Genomic DNA, 24,625 nt, shown 5'->3' with positions numbered 1-24,625 from the left:
AATATGCAAGGTTCGCTACCTATCTTATGAACAGGATTTCTCTCTATCGTTCGAAATGACAGGTGGGATTACGCATTCAACCAATTCTGCATCATTTCTTTACCGTACTCAGTCAGTACCGATTCCGGGTGGAACTGTACGCCACGCACGTTGTATTCTTTGTGCCTTAGCGCCATAATCGAGCCGTCCTCTTCATCAATGGCGGTAATTTCCAGTATTGCAGGCAAATCTTTTTCAACTACCCAGGAGTGGTAACGGCCTACTTTAAAAGTATCAGGCAGGCCGGCAAAAAGCGGCTCGTTCAAATCCGTTACTTTAATTGGCGTGGCAATGCCGTGCATAGGCTGTGGCAGGTTGTACAGTTTACCGCCAAAAACTTCGGCAATAGCCTGCTGACCTAAACATACCCCAAAAATGCTTTTTGTAGGTGCGTACTTTTCTATCACAGCTAAAAGCAAACCTGCTTCTGATGGGATACCCGGGCCGGGCGAAAGAATGATATGACTGAATTTGTCTACGTCCTCTATCTTGAACTGATCGTTTCTCCAAACCTCGCATTGTAAACCTAACTCGTTTACCAAATGCACCAGGTTATAGGTGAAAGAATCGTAATTGTCTATTATTAATATATTTTTCATTTTTTACACACCCCTAACCCCTCTCAAGAGGGGAACTAAATTCGTTTTAACTAATCACTATTCTCCAATCACTAATCACCCGCGAAGCGACTATAATTCTTCCGCTAATTCAATCGCTTTGCGTAAAGCGGCTATTTTATTATCTACCTCTTTTAATTCGCTCTCGGCAATAGAACCGGCTACGATGCCGGCGCCTGCCTGGTAATGCAATGTATTGTTCTTGCTCAGGAACGAACGGATCATGATGGCATGGTTAAAATCGCCGTTAAAGCCAAAGAAACCAAGGGCGCCGCTGTAAAAACTGCGTTTGCTTTTTTCGTTCTCGTCGATAATTTCCATTGCACGGTATTTTGGAGCGCCACTTAGCGTGCCTGCCGGGAAGGTATCGGCAACAATCTTAAATGAAGTTGTGCCGGGTTTTAGTTTACCACTTACGTGGGATACCAAATGGATCAAATGCGAGTAGTATTGTACCTCTTTAAAAGCCTTCACGCTCACCTGCTCGCAGTGGCGGCTCAAGTCGTTACGGGCCAAATCAACCAGCATTACGTGCTCGGCAGATTCTTTGGGGTCGGCCTCTAGCTGGCGGGCCAGTTCGGCATCCTTGTCATCATCTCCGCTCCGTTTAAATGTTCCGGCTATAGGGAAAATGCTCGCTATATTATTCTTAATGGTGATCTGTGCCTCGGGTGATGAACCAAAGATCCTGAAATCACCGTAATCAAAATAGAACAAATATGGCGATGGGTTGATAGAGCGCAGCGCACGATAAACGTTAAATTCATCGCCCAAAAACTTACGCGAGAACGCCCTTGACGGTACTATCTGGAACACATCACCACGATAGATGTGCTGCTTCATCTTCTCAACAATGGCAATAAACTCTTCGTTGGTAAGATTTGATTTTTCTGCCTCGTTGCTTTTAAAGCTGTACTCCGGGAAGTTCTTGTTTTTGATCAGGTCTTCAATTTTCTCCAGCCCGTTGGTTTGCGGTTGGCCGTCTACCTGGTTATGGAAAATGTACAGTTCGTTTTTAAAGTGATCTATCGCGATGATGTAGCTGTAGATATTATACTGCATCACCGGGATCTTACGGGTGGTATCGTTGCTTTCCTTTAAACGAATAGTTTCGAAGTGCTCTACCGCCTCGTGAGTAAAGTAACCGAACAATCCGTTTGATAATATTTTAGAGGTACTGGCCTCCACTTCAAAACGGGCGGTAAAATTGTTTATCTCGTCGGTTATATCAAATTCGCCTGGGTTGCTTATTTCCTCGCTGCCATCCGGGAACTTCTTTTTAAGGATATTATCATCTAAAACCAGACCGCTAAAGGGTGCACAGCAAACAAAGCTTAAGCTGTTTTCGCGGCTGTGATAATCCGAGCTTTCCAGCAGCAGCGAGTTGGGAAATACATCCCTTAAACGCAGGTAAATACTTACCGGGGTTGTGGTATCAGCAAGTAGCTTTTTATGGGTAGTGGTAATTTTATATTTCTTCATTAGTAATTATCTCAGAGCGCATTAAACAAAAAAACCCGGCGAATTGAGCGTTCGCCGGGTTTCAAATTAGGTTTACATTTGATTAGTACTGCATATCAAAAACTATCCGGCCTGCCATGTTTTCACATAGTGCCACCAATTGGTATTAAGGGTAGTTCTTTTCATATCGTGGCAACAAATTTATACAAAAAATTGAATTAACAAATTTTTTGTCGACTTTTTTAGTGGGATATCCCAAAAAAAGTATGTCCGGGAGCATCTTTAGTCATTAAAACGATGGCTATCACTATAATAACAAAGGCTAAAGAGTAAAAAATCGCTATCGCTTTGTGCTTACCTTCCGGCAAAACCGCCTTTTTAGATTTGCTGTGGCCAATGGTAACCAGTATCATGGCAATGATCATCATACTGATGTGTTCAACCGTCCAATAGCGTGCTGTTGCATCTTTCATAACACCAGCGCCAAACCTTACGTTGGGGCTTAAAAAGTACAATACAAGGCCGAGCAAAATTTGGGTGTGTACCGATATCATGGTAAACAGGTTGAATTTGCGGTTACCATTGCTGTAAGATTTTTTGCCGAACCAATCGGCAAAGGCGCGTAAAATTGCAATAACAACCAATAAAAATACGATGTACCTGAAACCCGAGTGGAAGTACAGGAAAAACTGATAAGCGTTCATGCGTTTAAAATTTGACCCGAATATACAGATAAATGTTTTTCATTTTAAAAGGAGGGGTATTTTGGCGAGTTTACCACAAAGAACACAGAGAAAAATCACAGAGCACACAAAGCCAAGAAAATTAAATCTCTGTGTTCTTTGTGAAAACCATTGTGCTCTTTGTGGTAAAATAATTAAGCCGGAAAACTAAACTTCCCCATCAACACAGCAGGGTTGTCCCCAATAGCAATCGGCTCTCCGCAAAGCGCCTCATTACCAAGCAAAGCAAATAATATTGCCTCCTTGGCATCGGGGTCAATTCCTAATTCGCTGGTGTTGGCTATGGTGGCGTTTGGCAGTGCCTTTTTCAGATAATTAATAACGTATGGGTTACGCGCCCCGCCGCCGCTTACAAATATTTTAAGGCCGGGCACATTGAAGTGCGTTAGTATAAAATTGCTGATGGTGCGCCCAGTAAATGCGCTCAGCGTAGCCAACAGATCCGCCTTGTTGATGTTGAACGTGCGCGATGTTTGCTGCGCATCGGCCACGAACTCCAAGTTAAATAACTCCGGGCCGGTAGTTTTAGGCAGGGTTTCGTTAAAGAAAGGGTGATGCAGCATGTCCTCCAATAAAGTTTCATCCACCGTGCCCGAATTGGCTATCACCGAATCTTCATCAAAAGGCTTGTCGAAATATTTACGGCAGGCGGCATCTATCAGTGTATTGCCGGGGCCGATATCGGTACATAAAACTTCCATGCTATTACTATCTGCAGGTAAATACGTAAGGTTGGCTATACCGCCAATATTTAACAGTATCCTTTCTTCGCCAGGTTTACTGCCTAATAAAACATCGCCATATAAAGCTAAAGGTGCGCCCTCGCCGCCTGCTGCAATATGTTTCTGGCGGAAATCGCTAATCGTTAATATGCCTGTTTTAACCGCTAAATGGTCAGCATCGCCAATTTGCAGGGTAGCATTACCATAGCCCGTTTGTTTATGCTGATGTTTTGGCGCGTGATAAATGGTTTGGCCGTGGCTCGCAATAAAATCAACATCATTTGGATTGATATTCCATTGCTTCAATGCCTGTAAAACCAGCTCGCCATGAAAGTTGCCGATGTAAGCGTTTAACAAAGTAACCTTTTCCAGGCTTACCTGCTTCTTGGCAAATACCTCCTGCACCTCTTTCTTAAAGCTTTCCTCGTAGGGGATGGTAATAAACTGCAGCAGTTTGAACTCTGTTTTTACGCCGCTCCCGCTGAATTTACATAGGGCAATATCCAGCCCATCCAACGATGTGCCCGACATTAAACCGATGCCCAGCTTTTCTTCTTTTTGGGCGATATTAAATAGTTTTTGCAGGTTTTGGTTCAATTGAGGCATGCGCTAATTTACCTGTTTTGGCGTGCTGCACAAAAGATAAATTAAAACACCCTGTATGCAAATATCTGATATATTTGTTTTGAGGCACTGTAAACCAATTACAAGCAAACCTATGGCAAGATTAAACTTATTAGAAGAGACCCGGTACGAGAAACTTCCGGTAACGGTATACTCCGACCAAAATGCGGCTGCGGTAGCTGTTGCTAAGCGTATAGCCAATCTTATCCGCAAAAAAGACGCTGCGGGGCAACAAGCCGTATTGGGGTTGGCCACGGGTGTTACCCCAATTAAAGTTTATGCCGAACTGGTGCGTTTGCATAAAGAGGACGGCCTGTCCTTTAAAAATGTTATTACTTTTAACCTGGATGAGTATTACCCCATGAAGCCGGATGCCGTGCAAAGCTACGTGACCTTCATGAACGAGAATTTGTTTGACCATGTTGATATAAACAGAGCTAACGTACACATCCCCGACGGCACACTTGCCGCTGATGATGTTGCCGCGTTTTGTTTAGCCTACGAGAAGCAAATAGAAGAACTAGGGGGATTAGACCTGCAGATATTGGGCATTGGCCGTACCGGTCACATTGGTTTTAACGAGCCGGGCTCGGCACCCAACTCGGGCACGCGTTTGGTTACTTTGGATGACCTAACCCGCCGTGATGCTTCGCGCGATTTTGGTGGTAAGCAGAATGTACCTACCAAAGCCATAACCATGGGCATTGGCACTATATTTAAAGCCCGCGAAATTATCCTGATGGCCTGGAGCGCCAAGAAAGCGCCGATCATCCGCAAAGCGGTGGAGGGCGAAATGTCGGGCGAGGTGCCGGCAACTTTCCTGCAGCTTTCAGATAATGTTGAGTTTGTGCTTGATGTGGATGCCGCTTCAGATCTTACCCGGTTTGATACCCCGTGGCTGGTTAAAGACTGCGTTTGGGATGCGCCGCTAAAGAAAAAGGCGGTCATCTGGCTTTCGGGCGCAGCGGGCAAACCTATCCTGAAACTTACTGAAGAAGATTATAACACCCATGGTATGGCACAGCTTGCAGTAGAGCAGGGGCCGGTTTACCAGATGAATATTGATATTTTTAACCAGGTACAGCATACCATTACCGGCTGGCCGGGCGGTAAGCCGGGAGCAGATGACAGTCAGCGCCCCGAGCGTGCCGAGCCTGCACGCAAACGTTCTATTGTCTTCTCACCTCACCCGGATGATGATGTGATCTCAATGGGAGGCACATTTATCCGCCTGGTTGACCAGGGGCATGATGTACACGTGGCTTACCAAACATCTGGCAATACCGCTGTATGGGATGATGATGTGCTTCGCTTTGTAGAGTTTGCCATCGATTTTAAAGAAAGCATCGGTGAAGACGCCTCAAAAATAAAAGGCATTTATGAGGATATGCGCCAGTTTATGGCGGTTAAACAACCCAACCAGATAGATTCGCTTGAGATTCGCGATGTAAAAGGGTTCATCCGTAAAACCGAAGCCATCTCCGGAGCGCGTTATGCAGGTGTGCCCGATAGCAATATCCATTTTCAGGCACTGCCTTTTTACGAAACAGGAAAAACACAGAAAAATTCGGTTGGCGAGGAAGATATCAGGCTGACAATGGAACTGCTGCAAAAAGTAAAACCGCAACAAGTATTTACAGCCGGCGACTTTGCCGATCCGCATGGCACACATATAGTATGTTTCCATATCGTGATAGAATCGTTGCGCAGGCTGCGCAAAACCGAATCCTGGGTGAATGATTGCTGGGTTTGGATGTACCGCGGTGCCTGGCAGGAGTTCCCTACCCACGAAATTGAAATGGCGGTACCGCTTTCGCCTGCCGAGGTATTGCGCAAACGCAACGCCATATTTAAACATCAGTCGCAAAAGGATAGGCCCGTATTCCCGGGGGATGATGCCCGCGAGTTTTGGGTAAGGGCCGAGGATAGAAACCGTGAGACAGCCCAAAATTATGACAGGCTGGGCATGGCAGAATACGCTGCTATGGAAGCTTTTGTGAGGTATCAATTTTAATATTGATAAACATGACTTGCATACTTAGTATTATCGGAGAGAATTTTGATGTTGATAGCTTCATAGCACAATGTGGTGTGAAGCCATACGGTATATTTTATAAAGACCAACTGATACATAAAGACTTACCAAAAAGTAAAAAAAATAAATTTTCAGGCTGTTCGATAGGGGTAAGTAGCGCCGGATTCGATGAATTTAATAAACAGGTGGATGATGCCATTAGTTACTTAAACTTAAATCAGAAAAATCTAAAGCTTATTCCATCTATTTCGGAAATTCAATTTGCAACGTTGAATTTTGGTATAGAATATGATATCGACAAATTTGTACAATCCAAATATCTTCCAAATACATTATTAACACTTTGTGCTGATTTAGGTATCGGCATAGAGCTTTCTATTTATCAACAAACAGAAAATGAAATATAAATTCTTAATAATCGCCTTACTATTCTGTGGAGCAGCAAAGGCACAAACCACACCAGATATTACCCCGGCACATTTAAAAGCGGCCGAGGGTATGCTTAAGGCCGCGGGAGCAGACACCTTGTTTCAAAGCAGTATGGCTACCATGATGAAACAAGCAAGTGCTAATGTCCCCGAAGATAAACGGGCTAAATTCATAACCGTTATGAACCAGTTTATGGCCAAATATATTAGCTGGGACCTGCTAAAAGACCAAATAGCGGTTATGTACGCTAAAGAATTTACCGAGGCCGATCTTAAAGGTCTTATTGCCTTTTACAACACGCCACTGGGTAAAAAACTCAATCAAAAACAACCGGTTATTATGCAAAAAAGTGCTTTGCTGGGCCAGCAAGCGGTGCAAAGCCACCAGTCGGAACTACAGCAAATGATGCAGGATGCATTTAAAGATCAATAAACAATTTGTAACTAAGAAATTCGTTTAGCATCTTAGTAAAATATTCCCTTTTAATTAAACTATGAACCTTAACAGAAGTTTATCTGTAGCAGCACTGGCGTTATTAATAGCAGCCGGCAGTGCAAATGCACAGGTAAAAAGAAAACCCGCTCCATCCCCAAAAAGTAAACCAACATCCGCGGCAGCAGCATTGCGCCCGGCTACTTTGCTCCCTGTTGATGATAATGTACTGATAGGTAAACTGCCAAATGGCCTAACCTATTATATACGCCATAACGAGCAGCCGCAAAACCGCGCCGAGCTTTACCTGGTAAACAAAGCGGGATCTGTATTAGAAACCGATGCCCAACAGGGCCTTGCCCACTTTGTAGAACATATGGCTTTTAACGGCACACGCGATTTTCCGAAAAATGCATTGGTAGATTACCTGCAAAAATCAGGCGTAAAATTTGGTGCCGATTTAAACGCCTCTACTTCTTTTGATGAAACCGTTTACCAGTTGCCGCTACCTACTGATAGCGCTGCTGTTTTTGAAAAGGGCTTTAATATTTTAGCCAACTGGGCAGGTTATGTAACTTTTGACCAGGCGGAGATAGATAAAGAACGCGGTGTTGTTTTAGAAGAAGCACGTGTGCGTGGTAAGAACGCTCAAGAGCGTTTAAGCCTGCAAACTTTACCCGTTCTGTTAAATAATTCGAGATATGCTTCGCGATTGCCTATTGGTAAAGAAGAGATCCTTAAAAACTTTGATGCCACAACCATAAAAAGCTTTTATGCTGATTGGTACCGCCCAAACCTGCAAGCGGTGATTGCCGTTGGCGATTTTGATGTAAAGCGTGTTGAAGCGCTGATAAAAGCTAATTTTTCGGGATTAAAAAATCCTGTTGCACCCAAACCACGAACAGAATATACCGTAGCGCCTACACCGGGCACTGTTGTTAAAATTGCTACCGATAAAGAGTTTCCATACACACTTGCGCAAATTGTAGTTAAGCACCCGCAAACAGTTGTAAAAACAACTACGGGTTACATGCAAAGTGTGCGTACATCCCTGTTTAATTTTATGTTAAACCAAAGGCTTGGCGAACTGCTGCAAAAACCCGAGCCTCCATTCTTGTATGCCCGTACCAGCTATGGCCCATTATTGGGTAAGCAGGATGCATTTTCATCGGTAGTTGTTTCAAAACCCGGTGGTTTGGAAAACGCGGTAAAAAGTATTGTTGCCGAAACCGAGCGTGCACGTAAATTTGGCTTTACCCTTACTGAACTGGAACGCGCCAAACAATCGGCATTGGTCGGTATTCAAAATGCTTTTTACGAGAAAAATAAGACCAACTCTGCAAATTATGTAAGGGAATACCAGCTTAACTTCTTAAATGGTGAAGCTATCCCGGGTATTGATTTTGAATACAATTTTTACGTAAGCAACATTAGCAAGGTAACCCTTGCCGAAATGGACCAACTTGCCGGAAAATTCATCAGCGACCAAAACCGTGTAATAATTGTTGAAGGCCCCGAGAAGGATAAAGATAAACTACCCGACGAAAAAACCATTTTAAACTGGATAGGCACGGCAGGAAATAATATCAATGCTTATGTTGATAACGTTACCAGCAAACCTTTAATGGATAAAGCACCCGAAGGTTCAAAAGTTGTATCTGAAACACAAGATGAAGCTATTGGCACTACAACCTTAACCCTGGGGAATGGCGTAAAGGTTATATTAAAACCTACTGAGTTTAAAAACGACCAGATCCTGATCAATGGTTATAGTTTTGGGGGTAGCTCGTTAGCGAGTGATGACGATTATACTTCGGCCAGTTTTGGCGCCTCAATTGTAGGTAGCAGCGGTATATCAGAGTTTAACCAGGGGCAGCTAGATAAGATGCTGGCTGGTAAGAACGTTGATGTTAGCCCATATATAAGCGATATTACGCATGGCATAAGAGCAAGCGCCTCCCCCCGTGATTTCGAAACCGCCCTGCAGTTAATATACCTGTATTTTACAAAGCCACGTAAGGATGCGGATATATGGCAAGGTACTATTAATCAGACAAAAGCTTTGTTAGCCAATCGCGGCCTTGACCCGGGCAGCGTTTACCAGGATACACTTTCGGCGGTGTTAAGCAATAACAACTTCCGTGGTGGTGCTACTACTGTTGAAAGGTTAACCGGCGCAACTTTAGATAAGTCTTATAATTTTTATAAAGATAGGTTTGCTGATGCAAGCGGGTTTACATTTGTTTTGGTAGGTGCATTTAACCCAGTACTAATAAAACCCTTGTTGGAAACCTACCTGGGCGCTTTGCCATCTACCAATAAAAAAGAAACTTTTAAAAACCTGAAGATGTACCCGGCCCCCGGCCAGAACACCAAAACCGTTTATAAGGGTATAGATGATAAAGCAACTGTACAAATGATATACAGCGGCGCTTACGTTTTCAACGAAGCCAATAACATACAAATGGATGCTTTGGAAGAAGTACTGAACATTAAGCTTGTTGAGCGCCTTCGCGAACAGGAAAGCGGGATCTATGCACCGGGCATTAGGGCAAATTACTCTAAAAATCCCGAAGGCAGATACACCGTTACCATCGCCTTTACTTGTGCTGCCGCAAATATTGACAAGCTGATAGCCGCAACGCTTGATGAGATAAACAAGATAAAACAAACCGGTGCACAGCCTGCCGATATTCAAAAATTTGTTGCTGAAGAAGCCCGCTCAACACAGGTGCAATTAAAGCAAAATGTTGCATGGTTAGGCTACCTTGCCGGAGCATCACAAAACGGACAAGACCCTGATGAGATATTAAGCCACGTTAAAAACCTGGATCAGGTAACCGTACAAAGCACAAAAGAAACAGCTATTAAATATCTGAATAATAACAATTTGGCAAAAGTAATTCTGATGCCAGAGAAGAAATAAACTTCAATATTAAAAGGAATAGAAAGCCCCCGAAGAAATTCGGGGGCTTTTTTATTTTATTGGTTTCAGGTTCGAGAAAAAGGCAAGGTAAGTACCCGTTGCTTCCCGGCCGGTTTCGTGTACAACAATGCCGGTAATAATACCTTTATCATCCACTTCAAAGCCTATCCCGCCCTTTACATCGTCATAAAGACTGCACTTGCCACCTTTATCCTCAAATGTCGCTGTCTTTTTTAACTTATAAACCGATTCTGCGATTTTGAAGGGCACGCCCGTATAGATCTTGTTGTTCACTTTAAACAATGGCGAAGTAACCCGTATTTGCTTCACGCGGCTTGTTTCGTCGTTTCCCATATCCCGCGAAAAATACATTTGAGTTACATAGCCTGTTGTATCGTGGTTGGCATACCAGATGGACACGCTTTTGCCCATTGCCGCGTCGCCGGCATCGGGTTTGCCCAATTTTTTATGAACCACCTCAGAGCTTTCATTAATAGCAGCTTGGCCAACGCTTATGCCGGGTACTATCAACTGTGCAAGAGGCACGGGTTTATCGCCGGGCATTTCAATTGCCGTAGTATCAGCAACTTTGGTTTTATCTAACACCGTGGTATCTGCATTCTCTGCAGTGGTATCTATCGATTCAGGAGCCCTTTTTTGCTGGCATGATGAAATAGCAGCAGCAAGTATCGGCACAATTAAATATCTTGGAACATTCATGGTTGTAACAATTTGTTTAATTTACAGTTGATACGTATAACCAATAATAGTATATTTTGTTAGGATAATCAATGACATCGAGCGGCCAAAAGGTAATACAGCAATGGTACAAACAAAAGCAGTGGAAGCAGTTCCCGTTTCAAAAAGAAATGGAAGAAGCTTATCTGTCGGGCTTTTCGGGCTTGCTGAATGCGCCTACCGGCAGCGGTAAAACCTTCGCATTGTTCCTGCCTTTCCTGGCCGATTTTATAAATAAACACCCCGACACTTATACCACACAAAAAAACAACGGCCTGCTTATGTTATGGATAACGCCCCTGCGCGCCCTAACTAACGATATCCGAAAGGCAATGCAGGAGGTGTGCGACGATATAGGCCTGCCCTGGCGCATCATGACCCGTACCGGGGATACATCCGCAGCTGATAAGGCTGCCTTAAAAAGGAAACTCCCCGAAGTGCTGCTTACCACCCCCGAAAGTCTGCACCTGATGCTGGCCCAAAAAGAATACGATAAAATATTTAAAGGCCTGCAGGTAATGGTATGCGATGAATGGCATGAACTATTGGGCACCAAACGCGGCGTACAGGTAGAGCTGGGGTTGAGCCGTTTGAAAGGCTTAGGTGCGGAGGCGTTGGAGCGAGGAGCGGATACTAACGCTACTTCCGCTCAGTCAACTTCGCACACCACACCACTCCGCATCTGGGGTATCAGCGCAACCATTGGCAATCTGGAGCAGGCCGCGGAGGTTTTGCTGGGAAATGATTTCCCGCCGGAACAGATAAAAATGGTACGCGCCAACTTGAACAAGAAACTGGTGATACAATCTGTAATACCGGACAATATTGAGAATTACAGCTGGGCGGGGCATATCGGTGTACAACTACTCCCGCAGGTGATGGAGATAGTTGCCAAAAGCAAAACCACCCTAATATTTACCAATACCCGGTCGCAAAGCGAGATCTGGTATCATGCTATCATTGATAACTACCCCGAGTATGCCGGTATAATGGCCATGCACCATGGCTCGCTTGATAACGAGATCCGTAACTGGGTAGAACAAGCCCTGCACGCCGAGGCTTTAAAGGTTGTGGTGTGTACTTCCAGCTTAGACCTGGGTGTGGATTTTAGGCCCGTAGACACCGTTGTACAGGTAGGCAGCCCCAAAGGGGTAGCCCGTTTTATGCAACGCGCAGGCAGGAGCGGGCACGGTCCCGGGGAGATATCAAAAGCGTACTTTGTGCCAACTCATTCCCTGGAACTTTTAGAGGGGGCGGCTTTAAAAAGTGCCATTAAGAAAGGTGTATTCGAAAGCCGCGACCCTATGCTGCTTACCATGGATGTCCTGATACAATTTATGGTGACGCTGGCCGTATCTGATGGGTTTCGTGCCGATGAATTATTCAGAGAAGTGAAAACCACCTTTGCCTTTGCCGACCTGCGCCGTGACGAGTTTAACCAACTGCTTGATTTTATAACCAATGGTGGCAAAACCCTTGCCCAGTACGATGAATTCCTAAAGGTAGAGGTCGAAAACGGCCTGTTTAAAGTGAACAGCAGGCGCGTAGCTATGCGGCACCGGCTGAGTATCGGCACTATAACCAGCGAGCTGAGTATCCGTGTAAAATGGCTGAGCGGTGGAAGCCTGGGTACTTTAGAGGAAGGCTTTATATCCAAACTAAAGCCGGGCAATACTTTCTGGTTCGCGGGCCGCAGCCTTGAATTTATTAAGGTGAAGGAAATGACAGCCTATGTCAAAAAATCGACCAAAACCAAAGGTTTGATCCCCAGCTGGAACGGCGGGCGGATGCCTTTATCATCACAGCTATCGGCCGTATTCAGAGATAAATTGGACGAGGTGGCCAATGGCATTGAAACAGATATAGAGGTAAAGGCGCTTAAACCCCTATTCGATCTGCAGGCTAAATTGTCGCATTTGCCGCAAAGCCATGAGTTTTTGATAGAATCCTTTAAATCACGCGAAGGGCACCACCTGTTATTTTATCCTTTCGAGGGCAGGTTGGTACATGAGGGTATGGCGAGTTTATTGGCCTACCGGATCTCCAAAATAAAGCCTGCCAGTTTCTCTATCGCCATGAATGATTATGGTTTTGAGTTACTAACCGACGAGGATATACCCATTGAGCAGGCTTTGGAAGATGCCGACTTCTTTTCTATCAATAACCTGATAGAGGATATTCAGCATAGCCTCAACTCCAATGAAATGGCCCGGCGCAAGTTTAGAGATATCGCCCATATCGGCGGGCTGGTGTTCACCGGCTATCCCGGTCAGCAGGTAAAGAACAAGCATTTACAGGCATCTACATCACTATTGTTCGAGGTATTTAACGAGTACGAGCCTGATAACCTGCTGGTTAGGCAAGCCTATAATGAAGCATTGGCTTTTCAGTTAGAGGAGTTTAGGTTACGCGCGGCTTTGCAACGCATTCAAACACAAAACATTATCTTAAAAACTATTGAACGCCCCACACCTTTTGCCTTCCCTATACTGGTAGATAGCCTGGGCCGCGAGCGGTTGACCACCGAAACAATGGAAGAACGCATCGCCAAAATGGCCCGCCGTTATGGTGCCGATGAAGTTGCAGATAACGTTAAGCCAAAAACCAGGAAGACCGGAATAGCTAGAAAAAAGGGCTTTTGATCCACTTGTTTCATTTGACTTATGTCGCATTTTTAAGGGTTTTCAACCGTCAATTTTCGCCTTCAAAACGCCAATTTTCGTCCTCGTAATGCCAATTTTTCGCCTTGCAAGACAGGTTTGGTGTAAAATACTAATAAAACAAAAAAAGGACGGCCAATGACCGTCCTTTTCAATATTAAATAGAGATGCGATACTTCGCGTCTTAAGCAAGCTTACGTTTCACTTCTACGTTTTCGTAGGCTTCAACGATGTCGCCAACTTCAATGTTATTGTAGTTTTGGATGTTCAAACCGCACTCGTAACCGGTTGCAACTTCTTTCACATCATCTTTAAAGCGTTTTAATGAAGCCAGTTCACCTGTGTGAATTACTACACCATCGCGGATGATACGGATCTTGCTGTTACGGGTAATTTTACCGTCTAACACCATACAACCTGCAATTGTACCCACCTTGCTGATCTTGAAGGTTTCACGTATCTCAACGTTAGCCACAATCTTCTCTTCAAAGGTTGGTGCAAGCATACCTTCCATCGCCGCTTTTATCTCGTTGATAGCATCGTAGATGATAGAGTAAAGCCTGATATCAATTTGCTCTGCCTCGGCCAGTTTACGCGCACTTCCCGAAGGACGTACCTGGAAACCGATGATGATCGCATCTGATGCAGAAGCCAGCAATACGTCTGATTCTGAGATCTGACCAACCGCTTTTGATATGATGTTAACCTGGATCTGCTCGGTAGAAAGTTTCAGTAACGAATCTGATAACGCTTCAATAGAACCATCCACGTCACCCTTAACAATAATGTTAAGTTCCTTAAAGTTACCAACTGCCAAACGGCGGCCAATTTCATCAAGTGTAATGTGTTTTTGTGTACGTAAGCCTTGTTCGCGTTGTAACTGTAAACGTTTGTTTGCAATTTCACGTGCTTCAACCTCGGTCTCTAACACATTAAATTTATCGCCGGCTGTAGGTGCACCCTGCATACCCAACACCTGTACCGGTGTTGATGGCCCTGCAGATTCAACCCTTTGGCCACGTTCGTTTGTTAACGCTTTAACACGCCCGCTATAGCAACCTGCTAATATCGGGTCGCCCACTTTTAAGCGGCCTGCCTGTACCAATATGGTAGTAACAATACCACGGCCTTTATCCAAGGCTGCTTCTATTACTGTACCTACGGCACGTTTGTTAGGGTTGGCTTTTAGTTCAAGCAATTCTGCTTCAAGCAATACCTTCTCTAACAATAGCTCGATATTTAAACCGGTTTTAGCCGATATTTCTTGTGTTTGGTATTTACCACCCCACTCTTCAACCAAAATATTCATGGCAGATAATTGCTCACGTACCTTATCGGCGTTAGCACCCGGCCTGTCAATTTTGTTGAAAGCGAAGATAATTGGTGCACCTGCAGCCTGCGCGTGGTTTATGGCCTCGCGGGTTTGCGGCATCACGCTATCGTCAGCGGCAATTACTATAATAACAATATCTGTTACCTGTGCACCCCTTGCACGCATGGCGGTAAACGCCTCGTGGCCCGGTGTATCCAGGAATGTGATTTTTCCTTTATCATCCGGCAAAGTAACTTCGTAAGCGCCAATGTGCTGGGTTATACCCCCGGCCTCGCCGCCAATTACGTTTGTTTTGCGGATAAAATCCAGTAATGATGTTTTACCGTGGTCAACGTGGCCCATGATCGTCACAATTGGCGCACGTGGGATCAGATCTTCCGGCTCATCCGGTTGATCAAGTATAAACTCTTCGTCCTGTGGTTTTACAAACTCAACCTGGTAGCCAAACTCATCAGCAACAATGCTAAGGGTTTCGGCATCCAAACGCTGGTTAATGGAAACAAACATACCCAAACTCATACAAGTCGAGATAATTTGTGTTACAGATACGTCCATCATCAAGGCTAATTCGTTTGCCGTAACAAACTCAGTAACCTTAATTACTTTAGACATTGCATCCTGCTCCATTGCCAGTTCATCGGCATTGGCTGCTACATCATCACGCTTTTGACGGCGGAATTTAGCACGTTGTGCAAACTTACCCGACTTACCTGCTCCGCTTAAACGTGCAAGTGTAGCCTTGATCTGGTCTTGTATATCTTTTTCTGTAGGCTCTTCTTTAGGGCCGCCGCCTGTTGGTGCATTTCTGCCTCCTCTAAAATCTGGACGGTTACCACCACCTGCCGGAGGGCCTGCCGGCCTGTTCCTGAAATCGGGACGGTTTGGATTGATAGTACCGCTTGGTGGTGCTTGCTGACCGGTGTTATTACCACCTTGTCCGCCGCCACCGCCTTGCTGATCTTTACGCTTACGTTTGCGTTTTTGATCGGCAGCGTTACCTGCAGCATTTGATGATGACGCAACCGGGCCACCGCCACGTTTAGGCGCATTAACCGGTAAGGTTATCTTTCCAATAATTTTAGGGCCGCTTAAGCGCTCTGCACTTGCACGGATAACGTCATCAGTTTCACCTTCGGCTGGTGCCGCGGGCTCAACAGTTTCGGCTACCGGCGCTTTGGGCGCTTCCGCAACAGGTTCTGGTGCTTTTGGTGCTTCTGCAACCGGCTCTGGCGCTTTTGGCGCTTCCGCAACAGGTTCTGGTGCTTTCGGTGCTTCTACAACCGGCTCTGGTGCTTTTGGCGTTTCCACAACTGGTGCAGGTTTCTCTGCAACTGGTTCTGGTGCTTTTGGCGCTTCCACAACAGGCTCTGGCGCTTTCGGGGTTTCTGCTACCGGTTCCGGTGCTTTCGGAGTTTCCGCAACAGGTGCGGGCTTCTCTGCTACCGGTGGTTTTGCATTAAGGTTATTAAGGTCTATTTTACCAACTACCTTTACACCCGGTAATCCTTCGTTGCGCTCTTCGGTTTTGGCCTGTACAGGTTCAACCGGTTTTGGCTTTTCAGCCGGCGCCGAAGTAAAATGGCCGGTGTTTTTAATCAGTATCTCCTCGTTCTCAAAATCTCTTGAACGGCGTTGCTCAACAGGTTTTTCTGGCGCCTGTCCGGGCTCCTCTTTCCTGATCTTGCCTATACTGATCTGCTTGGCCTCCTCCTTAATAATTTTATCAACAGCAAATTCCTTCAACAATGTGGTGTACATATCGTTATCCAGCTTAGCCATTGGTTGCTTTTCAACCTTGTAGCCTTTGGAAGCTAAGAAATCGACAATGGTACCCATACCAATGTTCAGTTCTTTTACTGCTTTTATTAATTTTATGGATTTGTCTTCTGACATTTATTAAATTTTCTCTGCTAATTATCGCAAAAATACGATTTTAATTCTTGTTTCTACGTTTATTCAAATTCTGCCTGCAGAATTGATAAAACATCTTTTATTGTTTCTTCTTCCAGATCGGTACGTTTAACCAATTCGCCAACGGATAATGCCAATACAGATTTCGCTGTATCAAGGCCTATACGTTTAAATTCGTCAAGTATCCAGCTATCAATCTCATCTGAGAATTCTTCAATGTCCACATCCTCGTCATGCTCATCAGCCTCACGGTAAACATCAATTTCATAGCCGGTTAATTTACCTGCCAATTTAATATTGTGGCCACCGCGACCGATAGCTAACGATACCTGGTCTGGCTTTAAGTAAACCGCCGCTGTTTTTTTCTCATCATCTAATTTAATAGAAGTGATTTTTGCAGGCGATAATGCACGCTGTATATATAACTGAATATTGTTTGTAAAGTTTATTACATCAATGTTCTCGTTCTTCAACTCGCGAACGATACCATGGATACGTGAACCTTTCATACCTACGCAGGCACCAACCGGATCGATACGGTCATCGTAAGATTCTACCGCTACTTTAGCTCTTTCACCCGGTTCACGCACAATTTTCTTGATGGTGATCAGTCCGTCGAAAATTTCGGGAACTTCCATCTCGAATAAGCGCTGTAAAAACTCGGGCGCGGTACGCGATATAATAATTTTAGGGTTGCTGTTCAGCATATCAACCTTGCTGATTATCGCCCTTACGCTATCACCTTTTTTAAAGTAATCGGCCGGGATCTGCTCTGTTTTTGGTAATAAAAGCTCGTTGCCTTCATCATCCAAAACCAAAGTTTCTTTTTTCCAAACCTGGTAAACCTCGCCGGTAACAATTTCGCCAACGCGGTCTTTATATTTTTTGAAGATCTCGTCTTTCTCCAGTTCTAAAATTTTAGATACCAGCGTTTGGCGGGCAGCTAAAATAGCCCTGCGGCCAAAGCTTTCTAAAGTGATCTGCTCAATTTGCTCATCGCCGATCTCCAGATCAGGGTCAATTGTTTTAGCTTCTGCTAATTCAACCTCTAGGTCATCATCCTCACTAAAGCCATCCTCAACAACAACACGTGTGCGCCAAATTTCTAAGTCACCATTATCTGTGTTAACAATCACATCACAATTCTCATCGGTACCGTACTTTTTCCTGATCATGCTTCTGAAAACGTCTTCCAGAACGCTCATCATGGTTGGGCGGTCAATGTTTTTGAAATCTTTAAATTCCTGAAAAGAATCAATTAAATTAATATTGCTCATCTTCTACTTGAATGATATTAAAACTTTTGTTTCTGTTATTTTATCTGTCGGGATAGTGCTTTCAACAGTTACAGCCTTTTTCCCTTTTTCTTTTATTGCTTCTTCAATTATAATAGAGTCGTCGCCCGCCTCTTTTAATACGCCTTCACGTTTTGTACCGTCGTCCATTTTAATAGCTAACGTACGCCCTATGTTTTTAGCGTATTGCCTTTTTAATGTTAGCGGCGTATCAATACCGGGCGATGAAACCTCCAGGTTGTATGGAGTATCAATAACGTTCTCTTCTTCCAGATGAAAGCCTACATGCCTGCTTATGGCAACACAATCAGCAATCCCTATCCCGTTATCCCCATCAACCAGTACTATCAGCTTGCCGTTCGAATGCATTTTAACATCCACCAAAAACAAGTTTGGCATGTCGGCAATTTTCTCCTCTACCAGTTCAGTTGTTCTTTTTTCAATATTCATTATCGTATGTTTTTTCCGGTATCCCGATAGATAAATGGGGCGGATGATAATTTGATTGATAAAATAAAAGAGGGGACAAACGCCCCCTCTTTTTTAATTCAGATGCAAATATAGCAAGTTTTTTTCATTTTCAAAGCTTATTGCTTAAAAATCAAATCAATAAAATGCACTTTACCGGGTTGGGAGCGGCCTTTTATATAATCGATAAGCATTGCGCCTTCGCCCAGGCGGTAATTGCGTACAAAGTAAGTTTGTCCTTTTACAAAGGGGGTATCGGGCGTAAAGATCACCACACTATCTTTTAACTGGTAACGCCCGGGCTGCACAGGCTGATAATTTTTCATATCCGTATCGGCAGGCATGCGATAAACCGGCACTAGGTTTTGCCATACATCTTTAGTGGTATCGCGCCCAATATCCTGCATTACAGCATAATCCAAACCCTTAAACTGTACCGACTGCCCATTGTTTACAAGGGAGATCTGCACAGCGGAAGGGTGCTTGGCGGGCTTACAGGCAAGGGCGAGCAGAATAGGGATTATGTAGAATAGTTTTTTCATAGTTATTAAGCCTCACCTAAATCCTCTCCAAAGGAGAGGACTTTAAAACATATTATATTGTCACTTCACAAACGCCCCCTCCTTTGGAGAGGGCCGGGGTGAGGCTTCTTTATTTCTTTAACGTTTCCTCAAACAGTTTATAGATCCGTTTATACTCATCTGTCCAGCTGCTGGATTGTACAAAACCGTGGTCTTCTACCGGGTATGAAGCCAGCTCCCAATTCTCTTTGTGCAGTTCAATCAACTTCTGACTAAGCCTTATGATATCCTGGTAGTTTACATTCTGATCTACCATGCCATGCAGCATCAACAACCTGCCTTTTAAGCCATCGGCAAAATAAATAGGTGAGCTTTGGCGGTAGGCAATCTCGTCGTTAAAGGGTTCGTTAAGAATGTTGGAGGTATAGCCGTGATTGTAATGAGCCCAATCGGTAACCGAGCGTATGGCCGCGCCTGATGCAAAAACATCGGGTTGAGTGAACAATGCCATCAATGTCATAAACCCACCGTACGAGCCGCCATATAAACCCACATGTTTTGGGTTAACACCATACTTTTCTACCAGTAGCTTTACGCCATCTACCTGGTCTGTCAGATCTGCGCCACCCATGTGGCGATAAATACCTGTGCGGATATCGCGTCCATAGCCCGAGCTGGCGGTATAGTCGATATCCAGCACGGTATAGCCGTTATCAACCAGCATGTTGTTAAACATGTACTCGCGGAAATAGCTGCTCCACCAGTAGTGCACATTTTGCAGATAGCCCGCGCCATGCACAAATACTACAGCAGGTTTTGCCGGATCGGGATTTTTGGGCTGATAAAGCCGTGCGTAAATATCCTTACCATTGCGGTTCTTAAAACTAATTACTTCCGGCTCTTTCCATGCGTACGATTTAAATTCTTCGGTAGTAGAATTAGTTACCTGTGCTGCTTTTGCCCCCGGTTTGTTGGGTTGTACATACAGTTCCCAAGGTTTATTTGAGTAGGAATAACGGATAGCCAGCCATTTTTCATCAGGCGAAAGATCTATCTCGTTACCGCCTTTCATCGAAGTAATTTTAATCGGGCTGCCTCCTGTTACCGGAATCTTATAAAAATGCGTAATGCCCGGGTGCTCGATATTAGCGGTAAAGTAAAAGGTTCTTTTATCGTTGGATAAACGCAGGGTTTGCACTTCCCATTTGCCCGATGTTAGCTGCTTCTTTTCGCCGGTTATTACATCGGCAATATATAAATGCGAGTATCCGCTGGCTTCGCTCTGGAAATAAAAGTGCGTGTTATCCGTCCAGCCCAGGCTACCATTGGCGAACCATGCCCCTGTACCAGGGCCGCCTATCCAGGCATCGTCGTGCTGGCGGTCCAACGGGGTAAGCTTACCTGTTGCGGCATCCAGTTTCATCAGCCAGCGGTCTTTGTTATCCTGCGCATCTATATTTACAATGGCGTATTTACTATCCGGGCTCCAGAACGGGCCGCTGATATCAACCTTGCGGTCGGCATTTAGCTTCTTTAATGCTTCTAATTCTTTGGGGTAATCTTTAAAATACGCCGGGATATCTTTTATGCCGGGCAGGTCTTTGGTGACGATGCCATAAACTGAATCGCGACGGGTATCAAAAATAAAACTCTCGGATGTAGCCTGCGGGCTACCCACCTTTGAACGGTTTGGGATATCTTCGGTATAGCCCGACGAGGTCACATAATCCGGCACGATAGCGTTTTTCACACCCTCGGCAGATTGGGTAAGGCGATACGTTACGTACCTGCCATCCGGACTTAACTGCACATTGCTTAATCTTTTATCGCCAAAGGCTATCTCCTTTAGTTTAGCAACCTTAAACTGGCTGCGCTCTACAGAATCCAGTTTACGGTCTTTCTCGTTCACTTTAATAATATCAAACAGTTCTAATTGCTGTTTTTTTAGCCAGCGGGCCTGCTCATTATCTTTAGCGGGTTTCTTTTCTGTGCTTGCTGTTTTAACAAAATTGGTCAGCTGAGTTAGCTCGCCTTTGTTCAGCTTTAAGGCATACAGATTGTTATCGTTAGTGAAAATAATGCTGCCTTCATCGCCGCTAAAGGTTGGGTTGCTTTCGCGATTGGTAGTATTGGTTAGCTGTACTGTTTTGCCCGAAGCTACTTCCAGCAGATAGATATTGCCGTTTTTTTCGAAGGTTTTTAACGTACGCTTTTTGTTCCATTTGCCGTTATCGGGGATCAGATCACGGCGCTGGGTTAGCGTAGTTTTTTGTGGTTTTATATTGTTTGGGCTGATGTAGAACAGTTCATCGCGTTCAGTCTTATCCGGGTTCCAGTTGAAATAGATCTTTTTGCTGTCGTCGCTCCAGCGGATATTATCTGGTGATACGCCCATCCATTTGGGGTCGCGCATTATTTTTTCAACGGTAAGTACTTCCAGTTTTTGTGCCGATGCGGCAAATCCAAGGCAAAGGAATAATAAGGTAAAGCTTTTCTTCATAACAAATTGCTGTTAAGCGCTGCAATTTAACAGTTTAGGTAATATTACTATTTTTAACGTTTGGATTGTTACAATATGGAAATAAAAGGAAGCCGATTTACCCTGCGCACTTGGCAGGCTGCAGATGCGCCATCCCTGCAAAAACATGCCAATAACCCCAATATTACCGCTTGCCTGCTCGACAGGTTCCCATCGCCATATACCTTGGCCGATGCGGAGTTTTTTATCAACCTGAACCTTCACCAGGATCCCGTTACCAATTTTGCTATCGAAATAAACGGCGAGGTTGCGGGTGTGATAGGCTTGGATTTCAGGGATGATGTCTATATCAAATCGCCACTAATTGGCTACTGGCTGAGCGAACAATACTGGGGCCGTGGCATTATCCCCGAAGCAGTTAAACTGGTAACCGGCTATGGCTTTAAAAAGTTAGATATCATTTGCATTATGGCTTTTGTTTTCAGCACAAACCCAAAATCAATGCGGGTGCTGGAGAAAGCGGGCTATACCCAACAAGCGGTGTTAAAACAGTCGGTTATTAAAAACGGTAAGGTGTTGGATGAGCATGTGTATGTGGCGTATAGGAATATCTAAATCTTCATTGTCATGCTGAGCGATAGCGAAGTATCTATTCGCCGATATGCATAGTCCGCTTGTCGCTTTATTATTAGATCCTTCGCTATCGCTCAGGATGACAAACAGGGGATGGACATTAATATATCTTCCTGTAAATCTCCTTTACCATACCACCCGGATCAAGTGATAAATTAACCGCCGAGGATACCGCGATGCCGTAAACGCCTGTTTGCATTAACAGATCTACATCTTTTAATTGTACGCCACCAACTGCTATAACCGGGATATCTATCGGCTGCTTTTCTAACTGGCGGTAGCCGTCGTATCCCAATAGTGGTTTATCATTTGGCTTGGTATCGGTATGGGCGAAGGGGCCATAGCCGCAATAATCTACCACGCCGGTGTTTTGGATTCGCAGTAATGCTTCTACGTTTGTGGCCGATGCACCTAAAGTTTTCTCGTCGGTTATCGCTTCGCGGATAGCGGTAAAATCGGCATCAAGATCTTCAATATGTACACCTTGCGCATCTACTTTATCTAACAAATGGTAATGATTGGCAAGGATAAGTGTTGCCCCCCAGTCATCGCAGATGGATGCTATCTGGTTTATCTCTGCCACCATTTCTTCATCGCTTTTGCTCATGCAACGGTACTGGATCCAGTTGGCCCCGGCTTCGCAGGCTATTTGGGCTTGCTCAACATGGGTACGATTGGGCAGGTCTTGCGTGAGGTAATGGAATTTGGAAATGTATTTCTTCATAGGTTAGTCCGCAAGTCGGAAAGACCGAAAGTCCGGAAGATTATTTTAAACCGTCGGCTAAAGCCGACGGCAATGATTTATAAAATGGCAACAAGGCTTCGTCTTTCGGACTTACCGACTTCCTGTCTTTGCTGACTCTCTTACTTCAACACCTCGCCAATAGCTGTACCTATGTTGCCGTTTGGCGCTTGTATGTGCAATAATTGAGCTACTGTTGCTGCTATATCTGTCATGTGGGTTTCGCGGGTTAGGCTGCCATGTTTAATGCCCCAGCCCATAAATACCAATGGGATATGCGCATCGTAAGGGTTCCAGGTGCCGTGGGTGGTGCCTGTTTGGCCTCCGCTATACCATCCCGGTTTCAGGACGATCTGGATAGTGCCGCTGCGTTCGGCATTGTATCCGTTTTGGATGCGTGTGCGAAGTTCATCCGGTATGGTGGCCGTTTGTACGTGCTGCATATCAACCGCGTAAGCAATTTGGGGTTCCTGCTGTAAAAACTGGATGCAATCCAATTTTAAAGCGTCTGCGTTCAGGTTCTCCTTTTTAATAGCTGCATTATTAAAATTTACCTGGTAGTTATCCAGGTTTAATACCACGCCTTTTACTTTATACTTATCCTCCAGCATTTTGTTTAACCGCGTTTGCACATCGCCGCTTTTCCAAACACCTGCCGGGATATTATGGTCTATTAAAAAGCTGGGATTATGCGCGGCACCATGGTCGGCACTTAAAAAAACGCTGTAATTCCTTTTACCCAGCTTCCCATCTAAATAAGTAAAGAAAGCTGCCAGGTCTTTATCTAAACGCAGGTAGGTATCTTCAACCTCAACCGAGTTTGGACCAAACTGATGCCCAATATAATCTGTGGAAGAAAGGCTTACTGCCAGGAAGTCGGTCACTGAACCGGCACCCAATTTTTCACTTTCGATGGCCGCTTTAGCCAGGTCAAGCGTCATACTGTTACCATAAGGGGTAGAGCGGATCATCCCGGCTTTGCCTTTATATAATTCGGATGTTTTTATAGGGAAAGTTGGTGCATCGGTACCGCTGAATTTACCTTCATACTTAGGGCTGTTATCCGGCGCGCTTTGTACGTAAGTATTTATCGGGTAAAGGGTGTTCCAGTCTTGTTTCAGATACTTCTCTGCTGGTTTGGTAGCGTTAAAGGTTTTAACCCAGGCCGGCAGGTCGGTCATATAATAGCTGCTGCTAATCCATGCGCCGTTGGCATCGTCAAACCAATAAGCCGCATTGGCTGCATGGCCCGCGGGTAAAATACCGCCGCGATCTTTTAATGCTATACCTATTACTTTTGATCGGAAATTTGTAGCTAACCGTAGTTCGTCAGTTACTGTGCTTACCAGCAAATTACGGGGCGACATTTTGCCTGCCTTTGAATCGCTGCCTACCGCTGTAACGGTACTATCTTCGGTACAATACATTTCTTTACCGGTTGCCTGTATCGTAAAATCATTCCCGGCTATGCCATGTATAGCAGGTACCGAACCTGTATAAATAGTAGAGTGCCCTATGGCTGTAACCGTTGGGATATAAGGTATCAGTGTGTTTTCGCAGGTAAAACCTTCATTAAGCATCCGTTTAAAACCACCACTTTGGTAGCGGTCGTAATAGCGGTACAGGTAATCCCAGCGCATTTGGTCAACTACTAAACCTACAACAAGTTTTGGCCGTGGTAAGGTTGCCGTCTTGGCGGTCACTGTTTTTTGGGCTTGCGCCGATAAGCTAAATACAGCGGTTGCAAAGGTTAGCGTAAGCAGTACTTTTATCTTCATAGTATTAGATGTTAAAAGGCAAATATCACAATTGCAATA

Annotated in this window: 18 protein-coding genes; 6 read left to right on the top strand and 12 right to left on the bottom strand. The window is 44.7% G+C overall.

Annotation, left to right across the window (positions count from 1 at the left end):
- Positions 1 to 68: 68 nt before the first annotated feature.
- From NPE20_RS20380 to NPE20_RS20365, 4 genes are all read right to left on the bottom strand, one after another.
- The gene (locus NPE20_RS20380; protein WP_256540549.1) at positions 69 to 638 is read right to left on the bottom strand and encodes an anthranilate synthase component II; all 570 of its coding nucleotides are present in this window, start codon (positions 636 to 638) and stop codon (positions 69 to 71) included.
- Between the two features lie 90 nt (positions 639 to 728).
- Complete coding sequence (locus NPE20_RS20375) at positions 729 to 2,138, bottom strand: anthranilate synthase component I family protein (RefSeq protein WP_256540548.1); 1,410 nt, start codon at positions 2,136 to 2,138, stop codon at positions 729 to 731.
- A gap of 221 nt (positions 2,139 to 2,359) precedes the next feature.
- Positions 2,360 to 2,821 carry a cytochrome B gene (locus NPE20_RS20370; protein WP_256540547.1) on the bottom strand — a complete coding sequence of 154 codons (462 nt, stop codon included), beginning with the start codon at positions 2,819 to 2,821 and terminating at the stop codon, positions 2,360 to 2,362.
- Between the two features lie 173 nt (positions 2,822 to 2,994).
- A complete protein-coding gene (locus NPE20_RS20365; protein WP_354003281.1) occupies positions 2,995 to 4,188 on the bottom strand; it encodes an anhydro-N-acetylmuramic acid kinase in 1,194 nt (397 codons plus the stop codon).
- A 55-nt stretch (positions 4,189 to 4,243) separates the two neighbouring features.
- Between NPE20_RS20365 and nagB the strand changes: the two genes are divergently transcribed.
- The 4 genes from nagB (at position 4,244) to NPE20_RS20345 (ending at position 10,028) form a co-directional block, all read left to right on the top strand.
- Positions 4,244 to 6,220: a glucosamine-6-phosphate deaminase gene (nagB, locus tag NPE20_RS20360; RefSeq protein WP_256540546.1), complete on the top strand. Its 1,977-nt coding sequence runs from the start codon at positions 4,244 to 4,246 to the stop codon at positions 6,218 to 6,220.
- Positions 6,221 to 6,231: 11 nt separating this feature from the next.
- Positions 6,232 to 6,648: a DUF4279 domain-containing protein gene (locus NPE20_RS20355; protein WP_256540545.1), complete on the top strand. Its 417-nt coding sequence runs from the start codon at positions 6,232 to 6,234 to the stop codon at positions 6,646 to 6,648.
- A complete protein-coding gene (locus tag NPE20_RS20350; RefSeq protein ID WP_256540544.1) occupies positions 6,638 to 7,102 on the top strand; it encodes a DUF2059 domain-containing protein in 465 nt (154 codons plus the stop codon). The genes NPE20_RS20355 and NPE20_RS20350 overlap by 11 nt, the downstream gene beginning before the upstream one ends.
- Before the next feature lie 61 nt (positions 7,103 to 7,163).
- A complete protein-coding gene (locus tag NPE20_RS20345) occupies positions 7,164 to 10,028 on the top strand; it encodes a M16 family metallopeptidase (protein WP_256540543.1) in 2,865 nt (954 codons plus the stop codon).
- Positions 10,029 to 10,079: 51 nt separating this feature from the next.
- Here the strand turns inward: NPE20_RS20345 and NPE20_RS20340 are convergent, their stop codons facing one another.
- On the bottom strand, positions 10,080 to 10,748 hold the full coding sequence (locus NPE20_RS20340; protein ID WP_256540542.1) for a hypothetical protein: 669 nt from the start codon (positions 10,746 to 10,748) through the stop codon (positions 10,080 to 10,082).
- Between the two features lie 71 nt (positions 10,749 to 10,819).
- On the opposite strand from NPE20_RS20340, the gene NPE20_RS20335 reads away from it, so the two are divergent.
- Positions 10,820 to 13,408 (top strand): ligase-associated DNA damage response DEXH box helicase, encoded by a 2,589-nt coding sequence (locus NPE20_RS20335; protein WP_256540541.1) that lies wholly within the window; start codon positions 10,820 to 10,822, stop codon positions 13,406 to 13,408.
- Positions 13,409 to 13,610: 202 nt separating this feature from the next.
- Here NPE20_RS20335 and infB read toward each other — a convergent pair whose 3' ends face one another.
- The 5 genes from infB to NPE20_RS20310 all read right to left on the bottom strand — a co-directional run bounded on the left by infB (position 13,611) and on the right by NPE20_RS20310 (position 21,454).
- Positions 13,611 to 16,652 carry a translation initiation factor IF-2 gene (gene infB / locus NPE20_RS20330; protein ID WP_256540540.1) on the bottom strand — a complete coding sequence of 1,014 codons (3,042 nt, stop codon included), beginning with the start codon at positions 16,650 to 16,652 and terminating at the stop codon, positions 13,611 to 13,613.
- A gap of 59 nt (positions 16,653 to 16,711) precedes the next feature.
- Positions 16,712 to 17,947, bottom strand: a complete 1,236-nt coding sequence (nusA, locus tag NPE20_RS20325; protein WP_256540539.1) for a transcription termination factor NusA — start codon at positions 17,945 to 17,947, stop codon at positions 16,712 to 16,714.
- 3 nt (positions 17,948 to 17,950) lie between these two features.
- Positions 17,951 to 18,415, bottom strand: coding sequence for a ribosome assembly cofactor RimP (rimP, locus tag NPE20_RS20320; RefSeq protein ID WP_256540538.1), 465 nt, complete (start codon positions 18,413 to 18,415; stop codon positions 17,951 to 17,953).
- Positions 18,416 to 18,552: 137 nt separating this feature from the next.
- A complete protein-coding gene (locus NPE20_RS20315) occupies positions 18,553 to 18,975 on the bottom strand; it encodes a hypothetical protein (protein WP_256540537.1) in 423 nt (140 codons plus the stop codon).
- A gap of 109 nt (positions 18,976 to 19,084) precedes the next feature.
- Positions 19,085 to 21,454, bottom strand: coding sequence for a S9 family peptidase (locus tag NPE20_RS20310; protein WP_256540536.1), 2,370 nt, complete (start codon positions 21,452 to 21,454; stop codon positions 19,085 to 19,087).
- A 75-nt stretch (positions 21,455 to 21,529) separates the two neighbouring features.
- Between NPE20_RS20310 and NPE20_RS20305 the strand changes: the two genes are divergently transcribed.
- Positions 21,530 to 22,048 (top strand): GNAT family N-acetyltransferase, encoded by a 519-nt coding sequence (locus tag NPE20_RS20305; protein WP_256540535.1) that lies wholly within the window; start codon positions 21,530 to 21,532, stop codon positions 22,046 to 22,048.
- 118 nt (positions 22,049 to 22,166) lie between these two features.
- Here the strand turns inward: NPE20_RS20305 and NPE20_RS20300 are convergent, their stop codons facing one another.
- Positions 22,167 to 22,790 carry a thiamine phosphate synthase gene (locus tag NPE20_RS20300; RefSeq protein WP_256540534.1) on the bottom strand — a complete coding sequence of 208 codons (624 nt, stop codon included), beginning with the start codon at positions 22,788 to 22,790 and terminating at the stop codon, positions 22,167 to 22,169.
- A 140-nt stretch (positions 22,791 to 22,930) separates the two neighbouring features.
- The gene (gene pafA / locus NPE20_RS20295; protein ID WP_256540533.1) at positions 22,931 to 24,586 is read right to left on the bottom strand and encodes an alkaline phosphatase PafA; all 1,656 of its coding nucleotides are present in this window, start codon (positions 24,584 to 24,586) and stop codon (positions 22,931 to 22,933) included.
- Between the last annotated feature and the right edge of the window lie 39 nt (positions 24,587 to 24,625).

Origin of the sequence: Mucilaginibacter aquariorum (genome assembly GCF_024498135.1) — a bacterium.
GTDB lineage: Bacteria > Bacteroidota > Bacteroidia > Sphingobacteriales > Sphingobacteriaceae > Mucilaginibacter > Mucilaginibacter aquariorum.
Note: the sequence above shows the minus strand (reverse complement) of the source record. Positions and strands in the feature narration are given on the sequence as shown.

Bases quoted from the DNA above. Each gene is read 5' to 3' on its own strand.
- NPE20_RS20310 (WP_256540536.1), bottom strand. From the start codon at position 21,454: ATGAAGAAAAGCTTTACCTTATTATTCCTTTGCCTTGGATTTGCCGCA.
- NPE20_RS20300 (WP_256540534.1), bottom strand. From the start codon at position 22,790: ATGAAGAAATACATTTCCAAATTCCATTACCTCACGCAAGACCTGCCC.
- NPE20_RS20345 (WP_256540543.1), top strand. From the start codon at position 7,164: ATGAACCTTAACAGAAGTTTATCTGTAGCAGCACTGGCGTTATTAATA.
- NPE20_RS20305 (WP_256540535.1), top strand. From the start codon at position 21,530: ATGGAAATAAAAGGAAGCCGATTTACCCTGCGCACTTGGCAGGCTGCA.
- NPE20_RS20315 (WP_256540537.1), bottom strand. From the start codon at position 18,975: ATGAAAAAACTATTCTACATAATCCCTATTCTGCTCGCCCTTGCCTGT.
- infB (WP_256540540.1), bottom strand. From the start codon at position 16,652: ATGTCAGAAGACAAATCCATAAAATTAATAAAAGCAGTAAAAGAACTG.
- NPE20_RS20350 (WP_256540544.1), top strand. From the start codon at position 6,638: ATGAAATATAAATTCTTAATAATCGCCTTACTATTCTGTGGAGCAGCA.
- NPE20_RS20335 (WP_256540541.1), top strand. From the start codon at position 10,820: ATGACATCGAGCGGCCAAAAGGTAATACAGCAATGGTACAAACAAAAG.
- NPE20_RS20375 (WP_256540548.1), bottom strand. From the start codon at position 2,138: ATGAAGAAATATAAAATTACCACTACCCATAAAAAGCTACTTGCTGAT.
- NPE20_RS20355 (WP_256540545.1), top strand. From the start codon at position 6,232: ATGACTTGCATACTTAGTATTATCGGAGAGAATTTTGATGTTGATAGC.
- rimP (WP_256540538.1), bottom strand. From the start codon at position 18,415: ATGAATATTGAAAAAAGAACAACTGAACTGGTAGAGGAGAAAATTGCC.
- nagB (WP_256540546.1), top strand. From the start codon at position 4,244: ATGCAAATATCTGATATATTTGTTTTGAGGCACTGTAAACCAATTACA.
- pafA (WP_256540533.1), bottom strand. From the start codon at position 24,586: ATGAAGATAAAAGTACTGCTTACGCTAACCTTTGCAACCGCTGTATTT.
- NPE20_RS20370 (WP_256540547.1), bottom strand. From the start codon at position 2,821: ATGAACGCTTATCAGTTTTTCCTGTACTTCCACTCGGGTTTCAGGTAC.
- NPE20_RS20365 (WP_354003281.1), bottom strand. From the start codon at position 4,188: ATGCCTCAATTGAACCAAAACCTGCAAAAACTATTTAATATCGCCCAA.
- nusA (WP_256540539.1), bottom strand. From the start codon at position 17,947: ATGAGCAATATTAATTTAATTGATTCTTTTCAGGAATTTAAAGATTTC.
- NPE20_RS20340 (WP_256540542.1), bottom strand. From the start codon at position 10,748: ATGAATGTTCCAAGATATTTAATTGTGCCGATACTTGCTGCTGCTATT.
- NPE20_RS20380 (WP_256540549.1), bottom strand. From the start codon at position 638: ATGAAAAATATATTAATAATAGACAATTACGATTCTTTCACCTATAAC.